The sequence below is a fragment of the Paraflavitalea speifideaquila genome (genome assembly GCF_032395985.1).
In the GTDB taxonomy this organism is placed as follows: Bacteria; Bacteroidota; Bacteroidia; order Chitinophagales; family Chitinophagaceae; genus Paraflavitalea; species Paraflavitalea speifideaquila.
On sequence record NZ_CP135920.1, the window covers coordinates 5041167 to 5065888 of the forward strand.

Genomic DNA, 24722 nt, shown 5'->3' on the forward strand with positions numbered 1-24722 from the left:
GGCTAAGTTTTGCTGCTGAAAGGGATTTGATTGTTTCTCTGTTTTGCCCTGTACCTTTTTATTGATATTTGCCAAACACGCTACTTCCTCATCCTCAAACATTGTTCCCGTATCAGGACTATCCCCTTCCTCCATACCGTAGGCAATTGACATCTGAAACAACTTAATGATCGTGTCCAGCAGCATGAGGGTAAGTTTGCGGATGCTCCAACCACTTTCCAGCTCACTGCCTTCAATATTAAAACATTCCTTTTTAGCACTTTAAATACCTCCTCGATAAACCACCTGCATCTGTACCATTCTATCACCGTATGGGCCTGTTCAAAGTCTTCTACCGGCCAGGTAGTATATAGACGCCATAATATCGGGTCTTCAAAGTCTGTGTTTACCTCCCGCGCCTCTATTACGGTTAACTGTACCGATGACCCTGGCATGGACGCTGCCTTCTTATGAGGCTTCTTTAACTTTACTTTGCCAATTTTTACGGCTATGTCAGCCTCCCTCTTTTTCCTGGTTTTGTCTTTATGCTGATAGCTGATGGTTGTCCTATAATGACCCGCTACGGGCAATCCCTCTATATGATCCCAAAGCTTTACACCCTGTTCCAGCCGCCTGTTATGGTTGCTGCGTACCAGCAAAAAGAACTTGCCATCCTGGGGAGCCATGGCAAACTGTTCATAAAAATCGCCCTCCCTGTCATGAATAATGATCACTGCCTGGGCTGCCGACAGGCTCTTGTAAGTCTGTTCATTGGAATCCACCCATACCTGGCTCTCCTTTTCTGATACACTCTTGCGCTGCTGAACATAATGCGACACTTCCTGTCTCTGATGCTCCCTGGACCACACCTCAATACCCGAGTACCCATAGGGATAGCTCGTTCGGGCATCTATTACCAGGCTCGGATGTAACTTAAAGCCTATCCCTCTTATCGTATCGTTGATCGGACCAAGACTCTCATCATAGAGGATCCGTCCACTATGATCACATAGATTGATCTCGGTGGTATCCTGTATCGATAAAACTACATTGCCAGCACTTACCTTACCGCAACGCTCTACCATCTCCCTGATCAACAGGTCTTCTTGTACTTTATCATTCTTTAAAAACGATAATATCCTTTTTGTTCTGCACGACTATTGGATATCGATTGAATACTACTATAACCTGCTCGAAATAAAGAACTTAGTAATTGTTCCCCGCGACGCTCTATTCGTTTATCCCCGAATAAGTAATTATAATTGCTTTGATTCATAGTCACAAAGCTATTATTTGTGGGTACACAATAGCCCTGCAAGGGCGGCTCACCCTGGGAGGATTGCTAGTGGCTGGTCGCGGGCAGCCATCATCTAGCGGGAGCTGTCACTCACATTTATTTCATGAATAGAGGGAGGAGCAGTAGCCCGGTTGATCTTCAATCGAAGTTTACCAGCATGGTAACTACGCGGCAACCTGATCACCTTACAATCTCCCATGGGCTCATGTCCATAGTAAATAGTATACCATTGACCATTCTGAAATATATCTATTTGGTATTCCTGTATGCGGGGCAATCGCGCCTGCGAAAATCCATCGGGCAATGATTTGGTATCCTTGTACTCAAAAATGCTGATCTTATTAAATGCTTGTGTTGGATCGAGGGTAATTTCCACAGTAGCCAGCGTATCGGCCGAAGCCCATCGGCTGTCGAGATTGCCATCGGTGAGCTTTGCTGCATCATACTGATTGTCTTTATCAGGCCATACACTGCTAGCTGTTGCCGGCTTTAGTAAGGAGATATAACGGCCATTGCGGGGCAATGGTTTACCCCCTGCCAGGCCCAGGCGTTTGCCCAGGTTGATCACCGCCAAAGCTTCATATTCCCGTATCCTGCCCGTTTGATCGGGCGGTACATTGATCACCAGCGAATTGTTGTTATCAGTACACCAGTAAAACAACTCCTCCAGTTCATCGGGTTCCCGTACAGGCAATGGCATTGATTTCTGAAACCAGTTCCATCGCTGGCTGAGGCATAAAGTATGCTCAAAAGGCAGGTAATATGATTTGCCTTCATGCAGGTATTGTTTCTTATCAAACTTATGGGCCAGCCGGGGATCCCAAAGGCGGAAGTCGGAGGGGAAGTATTGAAAGTAATATTTATTATCAACCGTCATGTCCGAAGGAGGGGTAAACTTACGTTTGCCTGCTTCGTTTACAATAGTATGGTTCACGCTCACTGCACAAGCCGCATTGAATTGCTTCACCAGTTTATAAACCTGGTCAATACCCCAGTCCGTAGGTTTCCTGTCCCAGCCACCATCCAGCCACAATTCACAAACAGGCCCATAATTCGTAAACAATTCCGTTAACTGATTGAGCATGTATTGCACATATACCTGTGGATCTTTGTCTTTATAAGAAGCCTCATGCCGGTCCCAGAGAGAGTAATAGATGGCAAACTGTATCCCATATTTTTTACAGGCAGCCGCTACCGCTTTAACCACATCTGTTTTAACCGGTGAGGAAGCTACATCATACGTGGTGTATTTACTGTCCCACAAACAAAATCCGTCATGGTGTTTGGTAATGAGCAATACGTAACGAAACCCGGCTTCCTTAGCCGTACGCACCCATTGATCAGGGTCCAGGTGGGTGGGGTTGTATTTGTCAACGGGAATCGTACCATCCGACCATTCTACATCCGCAAAAGTATTCACACCAAAATGGATGAACATGCCATACCCTCTTTTGATCATGGCCTGCTGAGCCGCATTGGGTTGAGTAGCCGGCTGCAATACCTGAGCACCTGCACCCAAGTAAATGTATAAGGCCGCCAATAGAGTAATGAGCTTTTGCATGAAGGGGACACCTTTTTAATGATGCCCTAAGATAACCGATAAGATTGAAAGTAGCCCACGCAACCGTATGCATGATGTGATGATTTCCGTTAAGCCAACCACCCCATCTGTTAAGCCAGCATATATGCATGGTCATGCTACACGCCTATCAGCCAAACCAGCAGGCACCAATGGATTACCACCTTCCTCCTGTAAGTTTCCCATTCCCGATGCTTGTTTTGGCATTCCCGATAGCCAGGAAGTAGCCATGTGTTTTTGTAGGCCAACCGATATATCCAATGGAGCATACACCGTGACTATTAAAAGAGCGATACTCACTTGTCGTAAATCAGGTGGAGATAAAGGATACAATTAACATTTACTGCTCTATTGCAATACTGCCTGCACCTTGCTAAGATCTAGCGTCTCCAGTATCTCTTTCATTAAATCATGGTCGCGTTTGCTAAGGACAACCGACTTGTTACGTGGGTATTTGTACAAATCTATTAAAACAAGTTGGACTGCATAGGGCGGTAATGCCTTATTGAAGAAATTAGAATTACATTGCATATAAGGGCGGCCACTACGCGCCAGCATGGGCTGCCTTTTTCTTCGGCTGTATAAGCAGCCAGTTGCTGCTGATTGGATTGCACCTCCCTGCTGGCTTATCAATCATGGCTTGCTGGTTGCGTAAAAACTGGCTTCATCGGCCTTATACATACTGTCTATTTTCTGCATTTCTTTGAGGTATTTCTCCTTAGCCGTTTTAGCTTTCGCGGGTTCAGATTTGGCCAGCATATCAAACCCTTCCAGCGCCCCTTTCATACCCGCATCCTTAGTCTTTAGCCATTGTTGGTAAGGACTGCCTTCAGCAGATGACTTTTTCAATTCCTCCACCTGTTTTTGGCTGCCGCTATAGCCAGTAGCAAATAACGTTCCTTTGTAAGCGGCACAAACAGCGGTTCCTTGTTTTTTGTAATGGCTACCAGGTTTCCGTACACGGGAAAGCCCTGGATATGATCCGTAACATCCGGCTCTTCAAAATAATCATCCTTATTGAGGCCGTTGTTGCTAACGATGATATCAATATTATTAAAAAACAGCTTCAAAGAGGGGCCTTCCTCTTCCACTTTGACCTGGGGATTATTACCTGTTCTATAAAATTCCAGGAAAATAATACCTGATTCTCCTGTTATTTGTTTTTTAACCTCACATCCATATTCACACAACGAGGCATAGGCGCCGGCCGAAAATCCCTTAGGCGGATTCAATACCGGCGTTTGGTGTATCTGCTCTATCACTTTTGCCATATTGCCCAGCATTTGCAGTTGTTGTTGCTGGGTAAAACCAAAATAACCGGCCCTTTGAAAGGAATAATATTTAGGGGCGCCGGAAACCACTTGCCCTTATCCAATGCTGGCATGCGCTCTTGCGCCACACAGGTAATGCCTTGCACCAGAAAAACGATCTGTAAACACCTGGCAGATATATGCATGGAATAATATTTTGTATCAGCCATACAAATTATTACAACTGCCCCAACTGGACATACACTATTGTCCGAACTGAAAATTTAGTCTCCTGAAACGACCCACAAACTGCCCGGACTGGACGAACCTTATTGTTTAATGAATTTCCTGGAAGCCGTATGTTGATCGCTTTGCAGACGTAACTGATAGAGACCAGGTAATAAAACAGATATTGGCAAGCGAATGCGGTTATATCCCGCAACGCCGCCTAGGTTTCTCGTATATACTACCCGCCCAGACAGATCGCCGATCATGACGGTGGTGGAGCCAGCGGAGACAGCATTCCAAGCTACCACCAATTCGCTAATGGCCGGATTGGGACTTACCTCTATCAATTCAAAGGCCGAAATACCAGGTTTCACCCTTACTACTTTTGAGTATTCTTTTGTTCCGTCCATATCAACCGTAAGCAGGCGATAGTAAGCGGGGGCAGTAATTTTTCCGGGATCCTTATAACTATACGTCAGATCACTGTTTGAGTTACCTGCTGCCACCACTTTCCCCAGGCTGATGAACTGGCTGCCATTACTGCTTCTTTGCACTTCAAAATAATCGGTTTGCTGCTCCGTGCTGGTAGTCCATTGGATTTGTACCGCTTCATTAGCCAGGGTGGCTGTAAAGCTTTTCAAACTGATGGGCAATACGCTAAATGGCGGAGAAGCACATCCATTATTAACCGATCCCGGCGATATACTGACGCCAGCGGTGGGTGTGGGAAACTGGTAAAAATTGCCCTCAGTCGAAGTAGTGGGCACATTGTACTTAAAAGCAGCATTACAAGCCGGTACCCCATTGATCGACAAGCTGGCCGTGCGCTGTTCAGGTGAAGCACTGGTGTTCAGGAAAGTGGGCGTGGTGGGTGAAACAAGGTTCCGGTATAAAATGTACACGGTTCCAAACTGGGTGCACCAGGATGTAAAATTATACGTTATGGTGATATTATTCGACATAAAGATCACCACCGATGAATTGGGAGGAATGACCGCACCATCGTCTATCACCACTAGACAAGCACCCAGGGAGTCAGATTGGAAGGATCAGGCGGAGAGAAATCATTCAAATTAGCCACAGTAATGTTACCGTTGGCAGGTAACGCGATGCCAATATCATTCACATTAACAGGATTGGAGCCCGTACGCAGGAAAATAAACTCGTTATTGTTTTCTAAACCGCAGGCGTCTACCATAATGCCGGCTATATGTGGACATTGAGACAAGGTTGCAGCAGGACTGGCCAGGCAACAGAGTACCCAGAAGCAGAGGATTCGCATATAAAGGTGTTTGTTGAATAGCTTGTTGTCAACGCGTTGCTACTAATCATTGAGCGAAGGGGTAATACGGCAGAGGGAGGAATAATGGGGGATCTGCTTAAAAAGGAAATAGGTGTATAAATATCCCTTATTGGGACATAATTACCTAATACTATTTAAGTATTGAGGTGTAAAGTTCATACCAGATGGTGGGCAAGACCTTATTTGCCATATACAGGCTTTACCTGGAATGATAGGATAATACGTAGATATTACGTATACAATCCGTAGATATTCCGTATATATCACGTCCTTTATAGAGACGGAATATGTACGGAATATAATGCTATTGTATAGGAATTATATACGTATTATATAAAAAGCAGCACTACACCATTAATACATTAACAATGGTTCCACCTGGAGACTTAAGGGAATAAATACTACTTACCATTCATGCGATATGGGCATAATATGCTGTATATCAAACCTTTCACAGCCAGGGTAAAATGCCTGGCAGCCCCGAATATGGTGTGGATGACCTACCTGGGCCGCTATTGGGTGAATAGGCAGAAGGGCGTGTATCGCAGTTTCGATACACGCCCTTTATGGCTTTAATTGCCTTGATTGCTTATTTTTCGGTATTGGTGCCGGTAGAATGGTGGTCATCCTTCTGTGCAGCTTTCATATCGCGGGTATTCTTTTGTACGGCAATGGCCGCAAATACGCTAAGGGTATACGACATGGCATAAAACCCTTTTTCACTTTTGGTGAGGCCGGCATTCCAAAGGCCAATGGTAAGCAGCAGGATCGACAAAAGTGTGGTAAACCAGGCTATGCCATAATAGAGGTTCGTAACAGGAATACCCTCCAATTGATCGCGCACTGCTTTTTGTACGGAAATGGCAGAGAAGAGGCCAAACATGAGTACCGTGAAATAGTAACCTTTTTCATTCAGCTCCATCTGGGCATTCCATAAGCCAATATTGTAAGCGATCATCCCTGCCAGGAGGGCTATCCAGGAAGCAGCAATAAAAGCATTAGAAGGTTGCATGGGGTTCTTGGGTTCCATATATGTTATTTTATGGATCCAAAACTACCAAGCCCCTCCCCATTTTTTTTGACAACAGTCAAAACAGTCCATCACAAATGTTAAAGCCGGCTGCGGATTCGACTAAGCGTTTCTTGTGATATGCCCAGGTACGCAGCTATATATCCCAATGGTACCCGGTCGATTATATGTGGCGCTTGCTCCAGCAGGTCCTGGTATCGTTCACCAGCAGTCCGGAATTGGGCATTGACGAAGCGTTCTTCCAGTCGTATATAATATTTTTCGTAAGCTATGCGTACCAGTCTTTCTATTTCGTGGTGTTGATTGAATAGCGCCGTGAGGGTGTCTTTGGAGAGGGACCACAATACGCAGCCTTCTATGAGTTGTATATTTTCTACGGCAGGCTGTTGGGTAGTGAAACTGTGGAAAGAGGTTACAAAATCATTTTCAAACCCAAACCAGTGGGTGATCTCTTTTTCTTCTAAATTATAAAAGCCACGCAGGCATCCCTGTTCTAAGAAATAAAGATGCCTGCATATTTTACCCTCAGTAATAAGCATTTCATTTTTGGGCAAGATGACCTTAGTAAAACTATCCTGCAGTGTTAGCTGTGCAGCTTCGCTTAAATGATAAAAGTTCTTCAGGTGTTGTAACAGTTGCTCCATGCAGGAGTAAATGTAGGAAAGAATACAGGATACAACTTTATAATGGGATGATAAGCCTTCTCCTGCCGGTAACCAATCAGCATACTACCAATCGCAGCAATGAACTTGTTATACATGCGCTCAGGCATCCCGCACTAGATAGCATCCCTACTAAGCAGGTAAGTTACCAGCTTTCTCAAACCGGTAACCAGTTCTCATTTATCGCCTACTGTTAATTCGTGGTGGCTAAAAATGCTTCTATCACTGGCAGCGCCACATACTCTTTTGCCCAGGCTTCAGGGTGGTTATTTCTCCAATATAATCGCCATGACCACCAGGAAAGATGGCTAACTGTGCGTGTTTGATCTGCCGCGACATTTCCACCGCATGCTCCAGGGTATTTACATCCTGGTTGCCGCTGATAATAAGTGTGGGCGCAGTGATGGCCTTGATATCTTCTTCTTTTGTTTCCTGAAAGTTTTGCATTCGCACCACATCTCTTTTATACATGGCATACAGGGCATCTTTATCGGGATTGATCTGCAAGAAAGCATCTTTGAATGCCTGAGGCATTTGTTCAAAACTGGCCTGTGCCATCATACCAAAAAACCAGGGCTGGGCGCCCGACTTCTTGTAAAAAGTAGAAGCTACAATGACCTTATGCACCAATTGAGGATGCCGGATGGCCAGTTGCAAGGTAGTACTGGCGCCATTGCTGAATCCAAATACATCGGCACTGGTAATTTTCAATTGCTTCAACAGTTCAGCTACATCATCGGCATCCTGTTCAAAGCTCAGTGGGCGGTTAATATCGGCAGTATGTCCATGCGCCTGCATTTCTACCGCAATGACTTGATGGGTTTTGGCCAGTACAGGTAATATCCTGCCAAAAGTGGTACCAATGGTAGAGCCTCCACCATGAATGAGTACCAGGGGAAACCCCTCGCCATGTACTTCATAATACATTTTCAAGCCATTCACCTGGGCATAATGGCCATTGGATTGTGCGGTTGCCGCACCGGTAACGTTGATCATAAGCAAGATGGCAAAAAGAGTTTTCATATATATCGCTTTTGCCGACCAAAGGTATACCAGCACCAGCTGAAAAACGGGTGCTAATGCGACAAATATGCTGGGGAATATGGCCGATCAGGGCGCTACCTGGTGACAACAGTTATCTTACCGCCAACCTTGAATAGATCGTGTGGTACAAAGTATCCTTTGTTTGTTTTGTTGTTCACTTTTATAGAGGAAAGGTTCCTCGTTGAACCTGTTTTTGCAATGGTGAGCCATTTACCGGTGCTGGTCTTCCATTTCACTTCATCAAATAGGGGCACGGTAACCAGGTATTCGGGATCGGTGGCTGAAAAAGTATACAAGCCCAATGCACTGAATACATACCAGGCCGACATTTCTCCAGCATCATCCATTCCACACAAGGCCAGTCCTTCCTCTCCTATCCCATACAGACTGTTGAGAATGGTATCGATGATCTTTTGCGACTTCGCCGGCTTGTTGATAAAGTAATACGCAAAGGGCGCTTCGTGATCGGGCTGGTTGCCATGGCAATACTGGCCAATCATGGTTTCCACATTGCGGGCAATATGTTTGGGATTCCAGGGAACGGTAAATAGGGAATCCAGTTTGGATTCAAATCCTTTGGCGCCGCCATATAAGCCAACCAAACCTTTCATATCATGCGGTGCAAAAAAAAGATACCTGCCAGGCATTGGCTTCGCGGTACATGTATTCATAGTAAGGATATTGGGGATCGAAGGGAGTGATCCAGGAGCCATTGGTCAGGCGGCCCCGCATAAACCGGGTAGCCGGATCAAACATATTCTTATAGTTCTTTGAACGGGCCATCAGTATCCGGTAATTGGCTGTATCACCCAGCTTTTTAGCCAGCTGCGCTACCGAATAGTCATCATAAGCATATTCCAGGGTTTTGGAAACACCCGCATTGGCTTTTGTTTCTACATGGGGATGGGCAATATCCGGATCGGAGATATAGCCTTTTTGATATACTCTTCAATATGGGGCCGTGCGCCACCGGGTGTATTGGCATTCTTCAACAATATTTCATACGTAGCTTTTATATCAAACTGATCAATGCCACGCAGGTAAGCGCCCACAATAGAAGAAGCGCCATGATCGCCATGGAAGAAGGTAGGTATGAACCCTTTTTATCTCCCACGTCTTTCATCGATTTGATCACATCCAACGCAACCTGCGGAGACACCAATCCCAGCAATACATCCTTATTGCGGTAGGTATCCCATAAAGAAGGCTCGGTATAATAATTAAAATTGGCTTTTACTACCTGCCGTTTGGCATCGGTATATTCACCATTTACATCACTACGCAAGGCGGGCCACAACAAGGAGCGATATAATGAAGAATATAGCATTCCTTTCTGTTTGGGTGTACCTCCTTTTACTTGTATGGAGGATAAGATGGTTTCCCATTGCCGGTTGGCAGCCTGGCGAATATCATTGAAAGACCGGTTGCCAATTTCCTGCTGTAAGTTTTGCCGGGCATTGGCGGTACTTACAAAGGATAAGCCTATTTTCAATTCAACAGGCCCTGTGCTGCCATTGACCAGGTGTACAATGGCATGACCGCTGGGCCGGCCTTCGTCTTTCTTTTTCCAATCGGTCTATCCGGGTATTCAGCACGGCATAAAAATAAACGTTCTCGCCACTCTGGAATCCCTTTACTGCCGAATCACCTACCTGCTCTATGTTCCAGGCAGACACGCGGCTATTGGCCCGGGCCAGGTCGAACAATATTTGCCGGTTGGTATTGTTGTCATAGCGGTATTGGTGATAACCACAGCGCAGGGTGGAGGTAAGTTGAACATCCACTTTATAATCTTCCAGGTATACCTGGTAATAACCAGGTGCGGCTGATTCTTTTTGGTGTGAAAAGCGGGATCCAAAGGGAGCACCTGGATTAGACAAGGGTAATACGGGGATATTACACAGGTTCCAATGGCCTTTATTGGTATGGGTAAAACCCAGGATCACTGAATCTTCGTATTCATAACCGGCGCCCGAACCGTATTCGGTCATGGGACTTAACTGTACCATGGCATTGGGCAATGAGCTACCGGGAAAAGTTAATCCTGCCCAGGAGCGCCACCCTTTGGGCAATTCATATCCCAGTATCCTGGGATCGGTAAGAGGGGCGGTACCAATAAAAGTATTTACATAGCTGGTAAAGGCAGGAACTTTCGGCGTTTGTGCTGACAGGGTACTAAAAACCAGGGTACCTGCTATACCTGCCAGGTATTTGAGTAAGGTGCTCATAGTGCTGCAAAGGTTGGTTGGCCACCCTCTTTTGAAAGGGCTTGACAGTTATACAAATGGATAGCTGTTGACAATATTAAGTAAATTTCCCAATACCTGTGCAGCTGAAGTACGCTAACTATAACAATTTAGCAAGAAATGGAATACAGAATACAGAATACAGGAGACAGAATACAGAATTGAGAAGGAGGGCATAGGTACACTGTAAGTTTGAGCTAGTTGACAAGTTAATGGGTTGAAAGGTTAACAGGGAACGACACCCACTAGCCGCTAGCGTCCGGAAGCCGCGGAGTAACTAACCCCGATTTCAGGTAAACGTATTGACGATAGCTGGCTACGGATTGCCGCTTTCACGGTTCACGGTTTCTTGTCCTTACTGTTGCGCACCAATTTTTCCGGGCTATTGCTGAAAAGGGAAAAAAAGGCCTGGTGAAATAGGTGGCCTATATGGAGAAAAACTTTTTTAAAGGGCGCCATCATCGATCCAAAGCTAAAGCGTGGTACCAACACTGTTTGTTCTTCCAATACCTGCCCTGTATCGTGCGGTGTTTCTTTAAAAACGCGGGTATTCAGTTTGAAAGCAATATGCCTGATCTTTTTCAGGGTGGCGGCATCAGGATCATCGATGATAATATTGCCAGAGGCATAATCAAATATTACTTCCTGGGCTATCCGTTCACCTGGTTGCCTGTTGAGCCAAATAGCTTTGCCGGGACTCGGGTAGCGGTAATCAGTTCCATCGGGTAGGGTAACGGTGGTTTCATTCTCCAAACGCATGTCTGGATCATTGGCCACAAAATTGGTCCATTCTTGTAAAGTGATCTCTGAATTATCAGTATGATCAAACAAGTCCTTTCTTCGGGTAATGTAAAGTTTACTTTCCATAGCAGCGCGGTTATGGTGATAGAAAAAGCAAAGGGTTTGCCAGTTTCTCCCTGTGCAGAACCATGTGATGCTCAATCAAAGTTTACTTAACCGGGAAGATAAGGTGTGTAGGAAGCGCCCCAAGAACAATATGGGGAAAACGATTGTGCTATACTGCCCGTTTTTCAGCAGGTGTGAACCGGAAAGCCCCTTCCGGATAAAAACATGCTTCCTCCATGCTTAATCAAAGTTAGGTTATTTCTACGGTTGCTCCGCCAGCCAATTTGCCCGTTTTATGGACCAAAAACTCCTTTCCCGCAGGTAAATTGGAAGGGCAAAATGTGCATCTTACAAATCGCCCGCACCGGCCAACCTGAAGACCTCCTTATCAGCATGTTCAAACAAAGACAAGGTGGTACCATCTGCCGTACGTATAAAAGCAATACTGAAACTTTCGCGGTGACGCCTGAAAAAATGCAACAACTTTTCTACAGATTCTTTCGTTGCACTAAGTATGATGGTGATGAGGGATTCTGTTGTAAACTGATTTTCGTACTGCATCTTTTCTTTTTCAAATTCCATCTTGATCAAATCATCCAGTTCCTGATCTTTTGTACGAAATCCGATCGTTAAATTACCAAGTTTCATGCGCTATTGAATTTTGAGTGTGTCGATACGAAGCAGCTAATCTTGGTAATTTTGGGGGCATTGTGCCTACCATTTTTGGGCGTATCATTTGTGCCCTGATAAGGAGAGGCGAAGATACCTTTAACAATGCTAGATTAGAGTTAAATTATTGTAACTTAAATAGTTCTCCACATCTTTCATTTATTAACTTTTCGGGTTACTGGCCGGCCTAAAGGCATCCCTTTTTCCAGGTATCCGCAGCAGTCAAAAACGGGCGGCCAGTGTATCATATCCGCACAACTTCCCTGTCGTCCTGCTAATTAACCACTTGCGTTTCAAGGCATTAATAAATGGCAAGATGTTGGATCAAACTAACCGGGTGATTTGGACGGCTATCACAGAACGGCCCATCACTTTCAGAATAATCAACCATACTATGATCAAGAATTACCTGAAGATTGCTTTCCGCAACTTATGGAAAAATAAAGCTTTCTCTTCCATCAATATCATGGGACTGGCAGCAGGATTGGCCGTTTGCCTGTTGATCGTGTTGTATGTAAAAGAAGAATTGAGTTATGATCAATACAATGAAAAGGCCGACCGTATTTATCGTATCGACGCCGATATCCTGTTCAACAATACCCAGGTTAATTTTGCAGTAACCCCGAACCGCTGGCAGCAGCCCTGCTGAACGACCACCCACAGGTAGAGCAAATGGTGCGTTTCAATGATATGGGCGATATCAGCATCCGCAAAGGGAATGAAAACATCCAGGACCACCATGCGGTATTTGCTGATTCTTCTTTTTTTTACGTCTTTACGGCGCCCCTGATAGCAGGTGATAGGGCTACCGCTTTAAAAGAACCCAACTCCATCGTGATTGATGAAAGTGCTGCCAGGAGATACTTCAACAGCACGGATATAATAGGTAAAACTTTACTGATCGACAATAAAACGACCTGTAAGATCACGGGTGTAATGAAGGATATGCCACGTCAGTCGCATGTACATTTCAGTTTTATTCGCCCCCTGATCGATGGCTTCAGGGGTAATGCCGACAACTGGCTGGGCAATAATACGCATACTTATATTCTGGTAAAGCCGGGTGTTAGCCAATCTTTCATCCAATCATGCGTGGATGCTGCCATCAATAATTATTTGGGCAAACAGTTGGAGTCCTTTCTTCATTCCTCTTTAAAAGAAGTAGAAAGTAAAGGCAACCATTTTCGTTATCCATTAATGCCGCTGAAAGATATACACCTACACTCCAATAAATCGTATGAATTTGAAGCCAATGGCAATATCAGCTATGTGTACATTTTTCCGTAATCGCCGCTTTCATCTTGTTGATAGCCTGTGTAAACTTTATGAACCTGTCCACTGCCCGTTCGGCCAACCGTGCTAAAGAGGTGGGCATACGCAAGGCTGCCGGTTCACGGCGCAGGCAACTGATCACACAATTCCTCACCGAATCCGTACTATTAAGTTTCTTCTCTCTGCTGCTGGCTATTTTACTGTCGGCTATGTTATTACCCCTGTTCAATATCATATCGGGCAAAGAATTGCAGGCAAGCACTTTATTAGCAGGCTGGTTATTGCCTGTCATGATCGCGCTGGTATTGATCGTAGGGTTGATCGCCGGCAGTTATCCCGCCTTTTATTTATCATCTTTTCAACCGGTAGAAGTATTAAAAGGTAAGATCGCCAAAGGCTTTAAAAGCAGTTGGCTGCGCAGCACGCTGGTGGTTTTTCAATTCAGCATTTCCATCGTCCTCATTGTTGGGACGATCGTCGTATACAATCAACTGGAGTATATGCGCAATCGCCAGATCGGTTATAACCGTAATGAAGTACTTGTGCTACAGAATACCTACCCATTAGGAAGGCAGGTGAATTCATTCCGGCAACAGTTGCAAACTATTCCCGGCGTAGAAAACGCTACCGTAACAACCGATCTGCCTACCAGCGCCACCTTTAATCAAAATGGCTGGTTTACAGATGCCACGATGGATGCCACCAAGGGCATCATCATGGCCAATTACCAGATAGACGAACAATATATCCCTACGCTGAACATGCAAATGGCAGCAGGCAGGAATTTTTCAAAAGAACATTCAACGGATTCAACGGGCATTATCCTCAATGAAGAAGCGGTAAAAATGCTGGGCTTCAAAGATCCCTTAAAAGAAACGCTGTATGGTTCCAACAACGATCAACCGGTTCCTTACCACGTGGTGGGCGTAGTGAAGGATTTTAACTTCAGCACCATGCACAATAAAGTAGGGCCGCTGGTGATGCAACTGGCCCGCCGCAATGGCAATATTGCAGTGCGTGTCAATACACAACATATTCCTGCCATCCTAAGCAGCATTGAAAAGCAATGGAAACTAGCTGTACCCGGTGAACCGTTCCGTTATTCTTTTATGGATGCGGACTTCAACAATATGTACCAAGCCGAACAACAAACCGGGAAGTTGTTCCTGACCTTCGCTATTATCGCCATCCTGATCGGTTGCCTTGGTTTGTTTGGACTGGTGACCTATGCAGCCGAACAACGCACCAAGGAGATCGGGGTACGTAAGGTACTAGGCGCCAGCGTTGGCGGTATCGTAACCATGTTGTCCAAAGATTTTGCCCGGCTGGTACTCATCGCTTCTATTATTGCCTTTCCGCTGGCCTGGTGGGCCATGCACCAATGGCTGCAGGATTTTGCTTACCGCGTATCCATCAGTTGGTGGGTATTTGCACTGGCCGGATTGGCAGCGGTACTCATTGCGTTGATCACCGTATGCTTCCAGGCTATCAAAGCAGCCATGGCCAACCCGGTAAAAAGTCTGCGATCGGAATAATCGGGACCATAAGCCAATAGACGTAACCGGCTCGAAGGGCGCAGGTGGAAGTGCTATCCGTTCATACCATTGTAGGGAGGGGGATTTATTTTTTCCTTATTTTCATCGCTTTTAATCCCCCATGCACATGAATAAAATCATACTAACCGGCTTATTGACCTTCACAGCCAATGCCCTGTTGGCACAGCACCCCCTCATTGGAACCTGTATTCAGGAAGATCAATGAGGAGGTACAACAAAATTCACGGGCTTATAGCACGCTGAAAGAAGCTACAGAAACCATTGGCCACCGGCTAACGGGTTCTGAAAATGGTAAGAAAGCGGAAACCTATACGTACAACCTGCTCAAATCGTATGGTTTTACTGATGTACGCTATCAGCCTTTTGAAGTAGAAAGCTGGAGCCGCGGTACGCTCACTGTGACGGCCGGCGGCAGTACCAGCCAATTACAACCCATCAAATCAGTATCCCTGGCGCACTCACCGGTTAAAGCAGACCTGACTGCCGAAGTAGTGGATATGGGCAATGGACTGGATAGTGATTATGTACGCAAACCTGGTGTGGTAAAAGATAAGATCGCACTGGTATACCTGGGCATATTGCCCGGCACTACCGGCAGGTATTTGCACCGGTCGGAAAAAACAGCCATCGCTATTAAGTATGGCGCCAGGGAATCATCATTATCAATACGGTTGATGGCGGCACTTTGTTGACCGGCACGGCATCAGTTACCGGCAAGTTGATCCCCATTCCCGCCGTTTGTATCGGCAAGGAAGATGGCATGAAGTTGAAAGAGACGTTGAAAAGCAGCCCGCTTTTCAGCCGCATCCTGATGACCAACAACTCGGGCCTCATCAAAGCACGCAATGTGATCGCCACCGTCAAGGGTAGTAGCCTGCCCCAGGAAAAGATCATTGTAGGCGGCCACCTCGACAGCTGGGACCTGGCCACTGGCGCTATTGATAATGGCATTGGTTCTTTTTCAGTATTGGATATGGCCCGCACTTTTAAAAAGCTGCAACTGAAACCCAAACGCACGGTGGAGTTTGTGATGTTTATGGGTGAAGAGCAGGGCTTACTGGGCTCCAAAGCGTATGTAGCAGCCGCCACCAAAAATAAACAGATTGACCAGATACGGTTCATGCTCAATTTTGATATGACAGGCGATGTGCGCAATTTTTATTCCAGCGCCCCTACTGCTAAGGAACTGTTCCAATCCATTGGCACAGTGATCAACCAGATCGATACCACTTTCAATAATGGCTTTTCCAGCAGTGCCGGCTTGCACAGCGATCACCAGCCTTTTATGCTGCAAGGTGTACCAACAGGCGGTGGCGGCGGCGCCCGTGGTGTTAATGGCCCTGCAGGCTGTTACCATGCCGATTGTGATGTATTCAGTCTGGTGACCAGTGAGCAAGGCATGAAAAACACGGTACGTTTTGTAACCATGTTGCTGTATGGATTGGGCGACGCAGCAGCTATTCCTGTAAAGAAGCTGAATGATGAAGAAACAAAAGAATTCCTGCTCAAGCACAACCTGAAAGAACCGCTGGAACTGGAAGGAGAATGGAGGTGGAAGGATTGATCGTCTGAACCATGATCCATTGGATTTATAGGATTGGAAGAAATTTAATAAAGGGGCTGCGGTCCCTTTATTTTTTGCTTCTATCCCCATGCCGGGATTGTGGGGTGCAGGCAGGAATAAGTTATGGCCCGTTCATTTGGAGAGCTGCCTATTTTGATTAATTTTGTCCCAGCAACCGACCGTACCGCTCCCAACCATTCAATTCCTGCAGAATACCTACCCTGCCGTTGATTATTTATTTCCCTATCCTCTTGATTGATACACCGTTATCTGGTATGCCTGAATGAATAAATTGTTTGTACCCTGCACCAACAATCGTACAGCTTATGCGTAAGTGCTTTACCTGTCTGATCTTTATATGGGCATTTGCCACCCTGCCATACCTCCATGCCCAGGAAGTACAGCCCGATACTGCTGGTACTACCAGGCAGGATTCTGCCATGGGCAGCCCTTTCAGGATCTTCACCAATGCCACTTTCATCACCTTTATTAGTGAGCTATCCACACAAACCACGGCACAAGCCATGACCGAGAGGAGTAAGCTCCCGGCTTTACAGGATCAATATTTTCGCGCGTTTGCCTTTGAACATCATTTGAGTCCCGAGCAAGTACGTAGCCTCATGAATTCCTGGGTGGCGGGCCGTACAGTGGCCGAAGATGAAGCGGATGTACTGCTGCAGGGCGCCCGGCATTACTACCTCCGGCAATACCAAACCTCTTCCTTGTATTATGAACAGGCTGCCGGCGATGCCGAAGAAGCAGCAACAGTTTGCGCCACTTTTACACTGGCAGGCAATAGCGCTGTTGCCGGCGGCAACTACCAACGGGCTATCCGGCTGTATCGAACAGCCGACAGTATACTGCTGCTGCCCGCACCGGCCGACAAAACATATTCCTCTCTCCTGGCAAAAAATACGACCTGCAGCGCCTATTGGCAGCTGCCTTGTTGGAAGCAGGTAGTCAACTCAATGATCAACACAGTTATGAATCCTTAACCGCCGCCGCGTTATTGGAAAAAAATATATTGGCCCGTTACCAACCCGCCACCAATCCACAGGAATGGGCCAAAACACAATGTCGCCTGGGCGCTATTTGGCAATTGCTGGGCGACCAGGCCAGTGGCGCATCAGCCGGTGATAGTTTATACATGCTGGCCATATCGGCCTACAATGAGGCCTTGACCGTATATACGCAAAAAGAGCTGCCGGTAGACTGGGCGCGGATGCAGCATCACCTGGGTGTAGTATTAAGTAAGCTGGGGGCTATTAAAGAAGCTACCGCTTCTTTCCGGTCGGCACAGGCCATCTTTACAGAACAGGATAATCCCCGCGACTGGGCATCTACCGCCTACCACCTGGGCAATATGCTGCAATGCCAGGCCGGCAAAGCAAAAGGAGCCGAAAGCACTGACCTCTTTACACAATCAACCCTTGCCTACCGTCAGGCATTGGAAGTATATACAGCTATTGCCACTCCCGAAGAATGGGGCTGGACACAACACAACCTGGGTGTATCGCTTTTGAGCAGGGCCGGCGCGAAGGAGGCAGGGACTTATTGTCGCAAGCCGCTACCGCCTTCAAACAAGCGCTGACGGTAAGAACGAAAGATTGTTATCCTGCCGATTGGGCCAGTACGCAATACAACCTGGGCACCGCACTATGGGAAGAAAGCGGCCGCGCCGCCGGCGACAATGTAGCCTTATTGGCAGCGGCAGCCACTGCTTACGAAGCAGCACAGACCTACTATACACCCAAAGACCAACCCGAGCAATGGTTCAATGTACAAAATGGATTGGGCCTCATCTACGAACAACAAAGAGAATGGACAGCAGCTATTCTGCATTTTGAGAACCTGCGCGATATGGAACCCATGTATGCCGCTCAAAAGTAATTGAGCTGCGGCGCAAAGCAGGGAAATAGAAACGCAGGTTATGCAAAGATGAGATGGATTGCGCAGCTCGTTGCGCGCAGCTAGCAGCTCGTAGTTAGTTGCCGATTGCCGATTCACGAGCCGGCGCTCCCTCCTCACCTTCCTGGCTAATATAAATACAATGATCGCCAAGGCGCTTAACACGCCATAGCTGAGGCCCAGGTTGTGGCCATCACGGGCGGGAATACTAATATCCTAGGCCCCTGCTCCATCGCTGTTCATGGAATGGATATAGAGTACATCACTTTTTGCGTCGTAGTTGACCGTTGTATTGTAAAGACTGGGTTCAAAAGATCATCGAATGCTTTGGCGGGCAAGGAAAGATTCTTTGTTCCAATGCGGATGACGATCGACTTATAAATAGTAGAAGGCATACCACCATCATGCCCCCAATATTGTTTACCATTGATAAACTGGATCTGATCAGGGTTTTCTTTGAAATAGGTAAAGCGGTACTTACGTTTGTCGAATTTTGCTTGTGTCACAATTACCTGGATGGAATCCTTTTTGAAAGAGATGCTGTCGCCTTTTGTGGTGGATGGCATTGCAGGATAGGCACTAATTGGCAGTAGCCTGTCGGCATACACATATCCCTGGCGTTCTTTTTATTGTTGGCGTAGTCGATGTTCACCCAGTTACCCTTGGTTGCTAAACCATACACCAGGTGCCCATTGGGTAGTTTATCTACCACCTTACTGCTGGTTCCGGCATCTTCCCTTACATTACAAATACCATCCTTATCATGGATGACGGACACCTGGGCCATGGTTAATTTGGCGACGACTAGCAGAAACAGGAGGGTATAGAGGGGTTTCATGGAATACAAGATAATGCGGTGCAACTTCATTTGCAAGTTGCATCAAATTGGTCCAACAGTTGCCGATCATACAGGGTTACCGCACTCTATAATCCACTATCACTCCATCAACCAATAGCTTGTTGCCTACCGTAGTTTGTTGCCCGCCAGCAGGCGTGTGCACGATCACCGCCGCCGAACGGGCTGGAATGGTGAGCGTAGTGCTGCCGGTCACATTTTGAGCTAAAAATTTACCAGTAATAGTATTGTACAGATCAGTCTTCTCCCCTTTCTTAGTTTGGATAGTGATTATTTTAGGGCTGGTGTAAGGATTGTAGTACAGGTAACTGGGATAGGCCTTTTCGTGAAAGAAATCTGTAGCCAGCAGATTCAGTTGCAAAATGCCTTTTACATTGGTAGTACGGATAATACTGCCAAAGATACCCACATGCCCACTGCCATATACACTGAACTGCGACTCCTGGGGATTTTTATTGGCCACCCATAAAGGACCATCTCCCTGTGCTACAGGTGCTTTAAGGTGCTTGTACTGTTCAAAGCCCGATTGTTTGATGATGCCTTCATAAGCTATCACGCCTTTGGTAACGGCAGCCAGCTGCGGAATAGTCTGGTGCGTCGCCGGTATGTATTGGGGATAAAGAAGCGGGCTGCATTGGCAGCATTGAGCATCCATTTACCAATTGCCTGGGCATAGGATTTATCATAGCGCACCAGGGGCACCAGGGGCCAGGCTGCATCATAAGTATTCATCAGGAATCCATAACCACCATGATCTACCGTACTACCTACCGTACCGGAAATATCATAACCATTCCATTTGCCCACCAATACACCCCAACCTTCCCGGCATACGGCGGTACCATCGAAGGTCCAGCCAAGTATTTTGTGCACATCATAATCTTTGCCCAATTCAGCATTGATACGGGCAGCCAGGTAAGCGCCAAAAGGAATGAGTAGTTCATAGGTAGGATTGACAGTCTGCGCTTGTAAAGCCGCCAGGGCGTTCAGGGCCCCTTTTAAATAGCGGGGATCACCAAACTTTTTATACGCTGCATACAACAACCAGGCATGACCCGCCGCCGCATCGGGCTGTGCACAGATATTGTTCTTTTGTGGCTGCATTTTACCATAATCAAAATATGACCAGTTATAGTTGCCATTCAGTATGGAATCGGCCGCATAAAACTTATCGGCTATGGTACGGGCTATTTCCGTAAAGCCGGGCTCATGGGGATACTTATCATAAATAGCATAGAACAACAGGTTGGGATACACATCATACCACCAATCGCGCCCATAACCGCCACCCAACAAAGCCACCTCCGGACAAGTATTGTTCATCATGATATTCCAACCGGTTTCCCGGTTGAAGTAGTTCTTCAACATAGCCACATAATTGTGCTGCTGTTTCGATTTGTCAATGCCGGTCAGACTGGCGCCCAATACAGCACCCATATTGGCCAGTGCTTCATGAAACATACCCTTGTTGTGTTGCAGCCCCTGGCGCACATCGCCAATGGCGGTATACATGCCCAGCACCGGCTGGTTGAAATTCTTGTTGCTGCTGTCCATCCAAACCAAGGGCCAGAAAGCGCCTTTAGCGTTGAAATCGTATACGGTTTTATCGAATTTTTGCGCGAGGGCTTGGTAGTCGATAACCTGCAAAGGTGCAGGCAGATGGGCCATTTGGTCTACTCTTGATAAAGCACGCTGTTGTACCTGGGCAGTTACGGAAAGCGCGCCCATGGCCAATACGAAACTGAGTTGGATAATCTTCATCGGGGAATGTTTTTTCGTCAATCGTATTCTAGCTCTTTTCCGGGGCTAAAGCTTCGCCTTTGGCGATGATCTTTTGGCTACCCAGATGGAACAAAGTTGTAATAGGGCAATGATCACTATGGCATAACGTAATGCAATTTCGGTCGAAATACCATAAGCCAGTAAGAGAAAAGTGCCAGCACCAATAAAGCGGCCTACATAAAGTCCAGCTTCATGATTAAGGATATAGGCAAATTCACCGCGCTTTTCAATTTTAGATACGATGTCAATAACCTTGAACTGGATGGGAAAATAAGCCAGGTCCAGCAAAGGCTTGGCAATGAGTAGCAGCAGGATGAAAAGGATCACCCCCAACTGGTTAAACAGGATGCCATTTAAAATAGCACCCAGGGCAAACAAGCACAGACCGGCAGCAAATATCTTGATTCGGTCCGAAGGTTTGTAAGCCGGCCCAGGATGTACATGATCACGGCGGCAATGATGGCGCCGATGGATTGAGCCGATCCCAGCGCGCCTTCCTGCCCCAGCAGCAGCATGATGAGCATGGCGGGCGCTGTAACCAGGAAACCCTGGGCCAGGCCCTTCAGCATGGCCAGTGATAGCAACCTGTACCAAAGGGGATGGAACCTGAAGAAGATGTATTTTTTCTGTTCGGGATTGGTGAAGGTGCCACGGAAACAAACGATGGAAGCACAGATGGTAATGGCCAACACAATTGCAGTAATGATCACATAGGCCGTATGCGCCTGTCCACTGCCGCCCTTCCATTCAATAAACCAGCCAATACCTACTGGCACCACCACGGCAATGATGGTATAGAAAAAGTTTCTAACCCATAGTAATAGTTGCGGTTCTCATCATTGGTGATGGCCAGGGCCAGGTAATCGCGATTGGCCCAGTAAAAGCCAAACGACAAACCCATGGTAATGCCGGCTATGCCAACACCTACCAGGTCGAGGGTTTTGAGCGACATCATGATGATCATAGAAACACCGCTCAGCATCATACCCACCGAATAAAGCTTGCGGATATTAACATGTTTGAGCAGGAATCCATTCAGCAAAAAGGTGAGGGGTATCCCCGTATAGATAGTCAGCTGGTAGATCACTACCTTGGCAGGATCGTTGGAATTGCGCATCACATAAGCCGCCACAAAAATATCAATCACCGGCAGCACCAGGGCATATACCAGGTTAGTCATTGTAAGTACCTGGAAGTTATGGGGCTGGGTTTTAAAGTGGGCTACTTCCTGCTTGAGTTTATTAAGCATCATTGAATTTTAAAGATGAAAGAATCTCCGCCAGGGAGAAATCAGCTGCGCACACCACTTCGTCCGAAGCGCCATAGTACACCGTGATGGTATCACCATCGGGGTGCACAATATGCCCATTGGTGAATACCACATTGCCAAAGAAACCGGTCAATTCATACGGGGCAGTTGGTATCATAATAGGCATTGTTGAACGGGCAATGACTTTAGAAGGATCGTTGAGGTCCATCAGGAAGCCGCCCAGGCAATATTGGTGGGCAGCATTGGCGCCATGGTAAATTTCCAACCAGCCTTGTGCTGTTTTGATGGGTGCTGCGCCAGCACCTATACGTTTGCTGTCCCAACTATCTTTCCGGGTAGTGAGCAGGCAGCGATGATCGCCCCAATGAATACCATCGGGCGAAGATGCCAGCCAAATGAAATTACCGCCAATATCTACACTACTGGGCCGGTGCAGGGCATAATACTTACCATTGATCTTTTCATCAAAAAGGGCGCAATCCTTATTATGAGGAGGCAACATCATACCATGAGCAGTAAACTCTTTCCAGTTGGTAGTGGTGCGCAGCCCCACTCCTACCCCATTGGGTGATACCGCCGTAAAGGTGAGCCAGTATTTGTTATCGAGTAAGCTCACCCGGCAATCTTCAATGCCAAAGGTTTGCAAAATGCCCTCGCCCACCAATTGTGGATAGCCTTCTGGTTCATAAAAATGGAGCCCGTCATCACTACATACCAGGCGCAGGTGTGAGAGGGTGGTGAGGTAATCCAACCCTTTGTAATTGATCACGCGTGGATCGCTGGCATCCAGCTCCGGATCATCGGCCGGTATCTCCATGATGGTAATACCACCTGTATTGGTAAGTACGGGAAAAGAGATCATGCCTTCCTGCTGTTGGGGCCTTTCGGCTACCCGGATCAACAGCCAGGTCTTACCTTCATATTGAAATACACCTGGGTTTAGCAGGCAGGCTATTTCAAGTCCTTCTATACTGGGTTTCAGATCAGCCGGCCTAAGTATAGGATTACCGCTGTATCGCCTCGCCATATCATTCATGTCCTTTATTTTTTATACTTGTTCATAGCGGCTTTCACCGTTGGGTATTGACTCACCTTTTGCATGGTCAGCAAGGCTTCAATGGTCGATTCGGCCCCTGCATTCCTGTTTACCACCATACCGGTAGCAATGGCATCATAACAAATACCTGTACTGGTGGAATACATGGTAGCGGAGGCGCTGTTATTGCCCATGAACCAGGCAGCGATGCGTCCGGCCATCGTGGCATACTGTTCATCTTTGGTAAGCTCATAAGCAGCAATAGCGGCAAATACCATGGGCCTGATGCCATAGGCGATCTGTTCATAATCGCTTTGGTTGTAGCCCACCAGGGTATTGTTCTCGCGTTTTATACTGAAGGAACTTTTATATCCATTGCTAAGCATCCAGGGATAAAAATGATCCACTTCTAACTTGGCTTTGGCTGCATAGGCAGCATCGCCTAAAAAGGAAGCTGCAGCAAAAAGTGCGGTAGCCTGGTCATTGCCATAGGCATGCCAGGCAGTACCGGCACTTAAGAAAGCTCCATAGGGAAATTGATTGGGGCCACCCAGTTGCATCAGTACCATACCATCGGCCAGTTTTTTGATATAAGTTTTAATCACCGCATCACCATTTTCCCGGGCATAAGGAATGAGGGCCAGGATCAGCGTAGCCGCCTGGTCGGCCCTTCGGGCAGCCATTGAGGTATTTCAATGCCATCTTTGAGTGCGGTAGTGCTGGGTGCATTTACCAGGTCGGCCTTGATGGCTGCCATGAGCTTACTGGTGGCTGTTTCCATTTGCCGGGCCAGGGCCGCATCTTTTGTTTTGATAATGGGCGTTGCTTCGGTAAATGCCTGCAAGGCACGCCAACTCCACCACTTGGGTTGGTTGATGCTGGAGATGCCGTATTTATTGATGAGGTTGCCAGTTTGAACGAAATTGTAAAAGTACCCATTGGCCGATTGCATGTTCAATACAAAGCGCGTCATCCCAAAAGCCTTTTGCTGTATAGCCTTATCGGTGGCAAAGCTGCTGCTGCGCACATAATACAATAAAGCACGGGCCACATCATCCACACAGGCAAAACCTTCACCAGGCGCAGCTACAGGCGCATAAGAAGGCGCATCAGCATATATATACACGCCGGTACCTTTTTGCCCATTCTCAAAATTCACGGATACCTGCAGGTTATTGAGGTGGGAGCCATTGGTAAGCGAGGTATCGGGTGCAGGGCCGGGGCCAGGCCCCGGATTATCATCGCCCTTATTGCTTTTAGAACAGGCGCCGGCAAGTACTGCCACCAGGCAGGTAAAGATCAGGGCCTGTAAATAGTTATTCCGGATCATTTGAATACTTGTTCT

The 24722-nt window shown here is 46.8% G+C and carries 37 protein-coding genes; 10 read left to right on the forward strand and 27 right to left on the reverse strand.

Going from position 1 to position 24722, the window contains the following annotated elements:
• Positions 1-80 precede the first annotated feature (80 nt).
• The 3 genes from RS881_RS34775 to RS881_RS34780 form a co-directional block, all read right to left on the reverse strand.
• Positions 81-1076 (reverse strand): IS4 family transposase, encoded by a 996-nt coding sequence (locus RS881_RS34775; protein ID WP_315814957.1) that lies wholly within the window; start codon positions 1074-1076, stop codon positions 81-83.
• Positions 1077-1102: 26 nt separating this feature from the next.
• Positions 1103-1255, reverse strand: coding sequence for a transposase DNA-binding-containing protein (locus RS881_RS60325; RefSeq protein WP_350339978.1), 153 nt, complete (start codon positions 1253-1255; stop codon positions 1103-1105).
• Positions 1256-1349: 94 nt separating this feature from the next.
• A complete protein-coding gene (locus RS881_RS34780) occupies positions 1350-2837 on the reverse strand; it encodes an alpha-L-fucosidase (RefSeq protein ID WP_315814958.1) in 1488 nt (495 codons plus the stop codon).
• 67 nt (positions 2838-2904) lie between these two features.
• On the opposite strand from RS881_RS34780, the gene RS881_RS34785 reads away from it, so the two are divergent.
• Positions 2905-3192 carry a hypothetical protein gene (locus tag RS881_RS34785; protein ID WP_315814959.1) on the forward strand — a complete coding sequence of 96 codons (288 nt, stop codon included), beginning with the start codon at positions 2905-2907 and terminating at the stop codon, positions 3190-3192.
• A 296-nt stretch (positions 3193-3488) separates the two neighbouring features.
• Here the strand turns inward: RS881_RS34785 and RS881_RS34790 are convergent, their stop codons facing one another.
• The 4 genes from RS881_RS34790 to RS881_RS34805 form a co-directional block, all read right to left on the reverse strand.
• Positions 3489-3704, reverse strand: coding sequence for a hypothetical protein (locus RS881_RS34790; protein WP_315814960.1), 216 nt, complete (start codon positions 3702-3704; stop codon positions 3489-3491).
• Positions 3701-4216 (reverse strand): hypothetical protein, encoded by a 516-nt coding sequence (locus RS881_RS34795; RefSeq protein WP_315814961.1) that lies wholly within the window; start codon positions 4214-4216, stop codon positions 3701-3703. Before RS881_RS34795 ends, RS881_RS34790 begins: the two co-directional genes overlap by 4 nt.
• Positions 4217-4434: 218 nt before the next feature.
• Positions 4435-5349 (reverse strand): T9SS type A sorting domain-containing protein, encoded by a 915-nt coding sequence (locus RS881_RS34800; RefSeq protein ID WP_315814962.1) that lies wholly within the window; start codon positions 5347-5349, stop codon positions 4435-4437.
• Positions 5349-5615: a hypothetical protein gene (locus tag RS881_RS34805; protein WP_315814963.1), complete on the reverse strand. Its 267-nt coding sequence runs from the start codon at positions 5613-5615 to the stop codon at positions 5349-5351. Before RS881_RS34805 ends, RS881_RS34800 begins: the two co-directional genes overlap by 1 nt.
• 453 nt (positions 5616-6068) lie before the next feature.
• Between RS881_RS34805 and RS881_RS34810 the strand changes: the two genes are divergently transcribed.
• On the forward strand, positions 6069-6212 hold the full coding sequence (locus RS881_RS34810) for a hypothetical protein (RefSeq protein ID WP_315814964.1): 144 nt from the start codon (positions 6069-6071) through the stop codon (positions 6210-6212).
• 13 nt (positions 6213-6225) lie between these two features.
• Here the strand turns inward: RS881_RS34810 and yiaA are convergent, their stop codons facing one another.
• The 10 genes from yiaA to RS881_RS34860 form a co-directional block, all read right to left on the reverse strand.
• Entirely contained in the window at positions 6226-6666 is a 441-nt protein-coding gene (gene yiaA / locus RS881_RS34815) for an inner membrane protein YiaA (protein WP_315814965.1), read from the reverse strand.
• A gap of 80 nt (positions 6667-6746) precedes the next feature.
• Positions 6747-7310 (reverse strand): Crp/Fnr family transcriptional regulator, encoded by a 564-nt coding sequence (locus tag RS881_RS34820; protein ID WP_315814966.1) that lies wholly within the window; start codon positions 7308-7310, stop codon positions 6747-6749.
• Between the two features lie 240 nt (positions 7311-7550).
• Complete coding sequence (locus RS881_RS34825; protein WP_315814967.1) at positions 7551-8351, reverse strand: alpha/beta fold hydrolase; 801 nt, start codon at positions 8349-8351, stop codon at positions 7551-7553.
• A gap of 95 nt (positions 8352-8446) precedes the next feature.
• Positions 8447-8983: a glycoside hydrolase domain-containing protein gene (locus tag RS881_RS34830; RefSeq protein ID WP_315814968.1), complete on the reverse strand. Its 537-nt coding sequence runs from the start codon at positions 8981-8983 to the stop codon at positions 8447-8449.
• Between the two features lies 1 nt (position 8984).
• Positions 8985-9299: a glycoside hydrolase domain-containing protein gene (locus tag RS881_RS34835; protein WP_315824704.1), complete on the reverse strand. Its 315-nt coding sequence runs from the start codon at positions 9297-9299 to the stop codon at positions 8985-8987.
• Entirely contained in the window at positions 9266-9424 is a 159-nt protein-coding gene (locus RS881_RS34840; RefSeq protein WP_315814969.1) for a hypothetical protein, read from the reverse strand. The genes RS881_RS34835 and RS881_RS34840 overlap by 34 nt, the downstream gene beginning before the upstream one ends.
• Entirely contained in the window at positions 9385-9864 is a 480-nt protein-coding gene (locus tag RS881_RS34845) for a glycoside hydrolase domain-containing protein (RefSeq protein ID WP_315814970.1), read from the reverse strand. The genes RS881_RS34840 and RS881_RS34845 overlap by 40 nt, the downstream gene beginning before the upstream one ends.
• Before the next feature lies 1 nt (position 9865).
• The gene (locus RS881_RS34850) at positions 9866-10600 is read right to left on the reverse strand and encodes a glycoside hydrolase family 92 protein (protein WP_315814971.1); all 735 of its coding nucleotides are present in this window, start codon (positions 10598-10600) and stop codon (positions 9866-9868) included.
• A 357-nt stretch (positions 10601-10957) separates the two neighbouring features.
• Positions 10958-11485, reverse strand: a complete 528-nt coding sequence (locus RS881_RS34855) for a hypothetical protein (protein WP_315814972.1) — start codon at positions 11483-11485, stop codon at positions 10958-10960.
• A gap of 327 nt (positions 11486-11812) precedes the next feature.
• Positions 11813-12112 carry a hypothetical protein gene (locus tag RS881_RS34860; protein WP_315814973.1) on the reverse strand — a complete coding sequence of 100 codons (300 nt, stop codon included), beginning with the start codon at positions 12110-12112 and terminating at the stop codon, positions 11813-11815.
• Between the two features lie 337 nt (positions 12113-12449).
• On the opposite strand from RS881_RS34860, the gene RS881_RS34865 reads away from it, so the two are divergent.
• The 8 genes from RS881_RS34865 (at position 12450) to RS881_RS34900 (ending at position 18415) form a co-directional block, all read left to right on the forward strand.
• Entirely contained in the window at positions 12450-12782 is a 333-nt protein-coding gene (locus RS881_RS34865) for an ABC transporter permease (protein ID WP_315814974.1), read from the forward strand.
• Positions 12783-12805: 23 nt separating this feature from the next.
• Positions 12806-13420: an ABC transporter permease gene (locus RS881_RS34870; RefSeq protein ID WP_315814975.1), complete on the forward strand. Its 615-nt coding sequence runs from the start codon at positions 12806-12808 to the stop codon at positions 13418-13420.
• 38 nt (positions 13421-13458) lie between these two features.
• Positions 13459-14940 (forward strand): ABC transporter permease, encoded by a 1482-nt coding sequence (locus RS881_RS34875; RefSeq protein WP_315814976.1) that lies wholly within the window; start codon positions 13459-13461, stop codon positions 14938-14940.
• Positions 14941-15137: 197 nt separating this feature from the next.
• Positions 15138-15653 carry a zinc-binding metallopeptidase family protein gene (locus RS881_RS34880; protein WP_315814977.1) on the forward strand — a complete coding sequence of 172 codons (516 nt, stop codon included), beginning with the start codon at positions 15138-15140 and terminating at the stop codon, positions 15651-15653.
• Positions 15647-16525, forward strand: a complete 879-nt coding sequence (locus tag RS881_RS34885; RefSeq protein ID WP_315814978.1) for a M28 family metallopeptidase — start codon at positions 15647-15649, stop codon at positions 16523-16525. The genes RS881_RS34880 and RS881_RS34885 overlap by 7 nt, the downstream gene beginning before the upstream one ends.
• A 326-nt stretch (positions 16526-16851) precedes the next feature.
• On the forward strand, positions 16852-17520 hold the full coding sequence (locus RS881_RS34890; RefSeq protein WP_315814979.1) for a hypothetical protein: 669 nt from the start codon (positions 16852-16854) through the stop codon (positions 17518-17520).
• A 14-nt stretch (positions 17521-17534) separates the two neighbouring features.
• On the forward strand, positions 17535-18116 hold the full coding sequence (locus RS881_RS34895) for a tetratricopeptide repeat protein (protein WP_315814980.1): 582 nt from the start codon (positions 17535-17537) through the stop codon (positions 18114-18116).
• Entirely contained in the window at positions 18080-18415 is a 336-nt protein-coding gene (locus tag RS881_RS34900) for a hypothetical protein (RefSeq protein ID WP_315814981.1), read from the forward strand. The genes RS881_RS34895 and RS881_RS34900 overlap by 37 nt, the downstream gene beginning before the upstream one ends.
• Before the next feature lie 257 nt (positions 18416-18672).
• Here RS881_RS34900 and RS881_RS34905 read toward each other — a convergent pair whose 3' ends face one another.
• The 10 genes from RS881_RS34905 to RS881_RS34950 form a co-directional block, all read right to left on the reverse strand.
• Entirely contained in the window at positions 18673-18939 is a 267-nt protein-coding gene (locus RS881_RS34905) for a hypothetical protein (protein WP_315814982.1), read from the reverse strand.
• 2 nt (positions 18940-18941) lie between these two features.
• The gene (locus RS881_RS34910; protein ID WP_315814983.1) at positions 18942-19271 is read right to left on the reverse strand and encodes an SH3 domain-containing protein; all 330 of its coding nucleotides are present in this window, start codon (positions 19269-19271) and stop codon (positions 18942-18944) included.
• Between the two features lie 76 nt (positions 19272-19347).
• A complete protein-coding gene (locus RS881_RS34915) occupies positions 19348-19845 on the reverse strand; it encodes a hypothetical protein (protein ID WP_315814984.1) in 498 nt (165 codons plus the stop codon).
• Entirely contained in the window at positions 19842-21050 is a 1209-nt protein-coding gene (locus tag RS881_RS34920) for a hypothetical protein (RefSeq protein WP_315814985.1), read from the reverse strand. The genes RS881_RS34915 and RS881_RS34920 overlap by 4 nt, the downstream gene beginning before the upstream one ends.
• Before the next feature lie 45 nt (positions 21051-21095).
• A complete protein-coding gene (locus RS881_RS34925; protein WP_315814986.1) occupies positions 21096-21449 on the reverse strand; it encodes a hypothetical protein in 354 nt (117 codons plus the stop codon).
• The gene (locus RS881_RS34930; protein ID WP_315814987.1) at positions 21425-21853 is read right to left on the reverse strand and encodes a hypothetical protein; all 429 of its coding nucleotides are present in this window, start codon (positions 21851-21853) and stop codon (positions 21425-21427) included. Before RS881_RS34930 ends, RS881_RS34925 begins: the two co-directional genes overlap by 25 nt.
• On the reverse strand, positions 21838-22323 hold the full coding sequence (locus RS881_RS34935; RefSeq protein WP_315814988.1) for a hypothetical protein: 486 nt from the start codon (positions 22321-22323) through the stop codon (positions 21838-21840). The genes RS881_RS34930 and RS881_RS34935 overlap by 16 nt, the downstream gene beginning before the upstream one ends.
• On the reverse strand, positions 22313-23377 hold the full coding sequence (locus RS881_RS34940) for a glycoside hydrolase family 130 protein (RefSeq protein WP_315814989.1): 1065 nt from the start codon (positions 23375-23377) through the stop codon (positions 22313-22315). Before RS881_RS34940 ends, RS881_RS34935 begins: the two co-directional genes overlap by 11 nt.
• A 5-nt stretch (positions 23378-23382) precedes the next feature.
• Entirely contained in the window at positions 23383-24060 is a 678-nt protein-coding gene (locus RS881_RS34945; protein WP_315814990.1) for a hypothetical protein, read from the reverse strand.
• On the reverse strand, positions 24024-24707 hold the full coding sequence (locus tag RS881_RS34950) for a hypothetical protein (protein WP_315814991.1): 684 nt from the start codon (positions 24705-24707) through the stop codon (positions 24024-24026). Before RS881_RS34950 ends, RS881_RS34945 begins: the two co-directional genes overlap by 37 nt.
• Between the last annotated feature and the right edge of the window lie 15 nt (positions 24708-24722).

Excerpts from the sequence above, each read along its gene's own strand:
- RS881_RS60325 (WP_350339978.1), bottom strand. The coding sequence starts at position 1,255 with ATGAATCAAAGCAATTATAATTACTTATTCGGGGATAAACGAATAGAG.
- RS881_RS34780 (WP_315814958.1), bottom strand. The coding sequence starts at position 2,837 with ATGCAAAAGCTCATTACTCTATTGGCGGCCTTATACATTTACTTGGGT.
- RS881_RS34785 (WP_315814959.1), top strand. The coding sequence starts at position 2,905 with ATGCATGATGTGATGATTTCCGTTAAGCCAACCACCCCATCTGTTAAG.
- RS881_RS34805 (WP_315814963.1), bottom strand. The coding sequence starts at position 5,615 with ATGCGAATCCTCTGCTTCTGGGTACTCTGTTGCCTGGCCAGTCCTGCT.
- RS881_RS34810 (WP_315814964.1), top strand. The coding sequence starts at position 6,069 with ATGCTGTATATCAAACCTTTCACAGCCAGGGTAAAATGCCTGGCAGCC.
- yiaA (WP_315814965.1), bottom strand. The coding sequence starts at position 6,666 with ATGGAACCCAAGAACCCCATGCAACCTTCTAATGCTTTTATTGCTGCT.
- RS881_RS34820 (WP_315814966.1), bottom strand. The coding sequence starts at position 7,310 with ATGGAGCAACTGTTACAACACCTGAAGAACTTTTATCATTTAAGCGAA.
- RS881_RS34825 (WP_315814967.1), bottom strand. The coding sequence starts at position 8,351 with ATGAAAACTCTTTTTGCCATCTTGCTTATGATCAACGTTACCGGTGCG.
- RS881_RS34830 (WP_315814968.1), bottom strand. The coding sequence starts at position 8,983 with ATGAAAGGTTTGGTTGGCTTATATGGCGGCGCCAAAGGATTTGAATCC.
- RS881_RS34850 (WP_315814971.1), bottom strand. The coding sequence starts at position 10,600 with ATGAGCACCTTACTCAAATACCTGGCAGGTATAGCAGGTACCCTGGTT.
- RS881_RS34855 (WP_315814972.1), bottom strand. The coding sequence starts at position 11,485 with ATGGAAAGTAAACTTTACATTACCCGAAGAAAGGACTTGTTTGATCAT.
- RS881_RS34860 (WP_315814973.1), bottom strand. The coding sequence starts at position 12,112 with ATGAAACTTGGTAATTTAACGATCGGATTTCGTACAAAAGATCAGGAA.
- RS881_RS34865 (WP_315814974.1), top strand. The coding sequence starts at position 12,450 with ATGTTGGATCAAACTAACCGGGTGATTTGGACGGCTATCACAGAACGG.
- RS881_RS34870 (WP_315814975.1), top strand. The coding sequence starts at position 12,806 with ATGGTGCGTTTCAATGATATGGGCGATATCAGCATCCGCAAAGGGAAT.
- RS881_RS34875 (WP_315814976.1), top strand. The coding sequence starts at position 13,459 with ATGAACCTGTCCACTGCCCGTTCGGCCAACCGTGCTAAAGAGGTGGGC.
- RS881_RS34890 (WP_315814979.1), top strand. The coding sequence starts at position 16,852 with ATGCGTAAGTGCTTTACCTGTCTGATCTTTATATGGGCATTTGCCACC.
- RS881_RS34910 (WP_315814983.1), bottom strand. The coding sequence starts at position 19,271 with ATGAAACCCCTCTATACCCTCCTGTTTCTGCTAGTCGTCGCCAAATTA.
- RS881_RS34920 (WP_315814985.1), bottom strand. The coding sequence starts at position 21,050 with ATGAAGATTATCCAACTCAGTTTCGTATTGGCCATGGGCGCGCTTTCC.
- RS881_RS34935 (WP_315814988.1), bottom strand. The coding sequence starts at position 22,323 with ATGATGCTTAATAAACTCAAGCAGGAAGTAGCCCACTTTAAAACCCAG.
- RS881_RS34940 (WP_315814989.1), bottom strand. The coding sequence starts at position 23,377 with ATGAATGATATGGCGAGGCGATACAGCGGTAATCCTATACTTAGGCCG.
- RS881_RS34945 (WP_315814990.1), bottom strand. The coding sequence starts at position 24,060 with ATGGCTGCCCGAAGGGCCGACCAGGCGGCTACGCTGATCCTGGCCCTC.
- RS881_RS34950 (WP_315814991.1), bottom strand. The coding sequence starts at position 24,707 with ATGATCCGGAATAACTATTTACAGGCCCTGATCTTTACCTGCCTGGTG.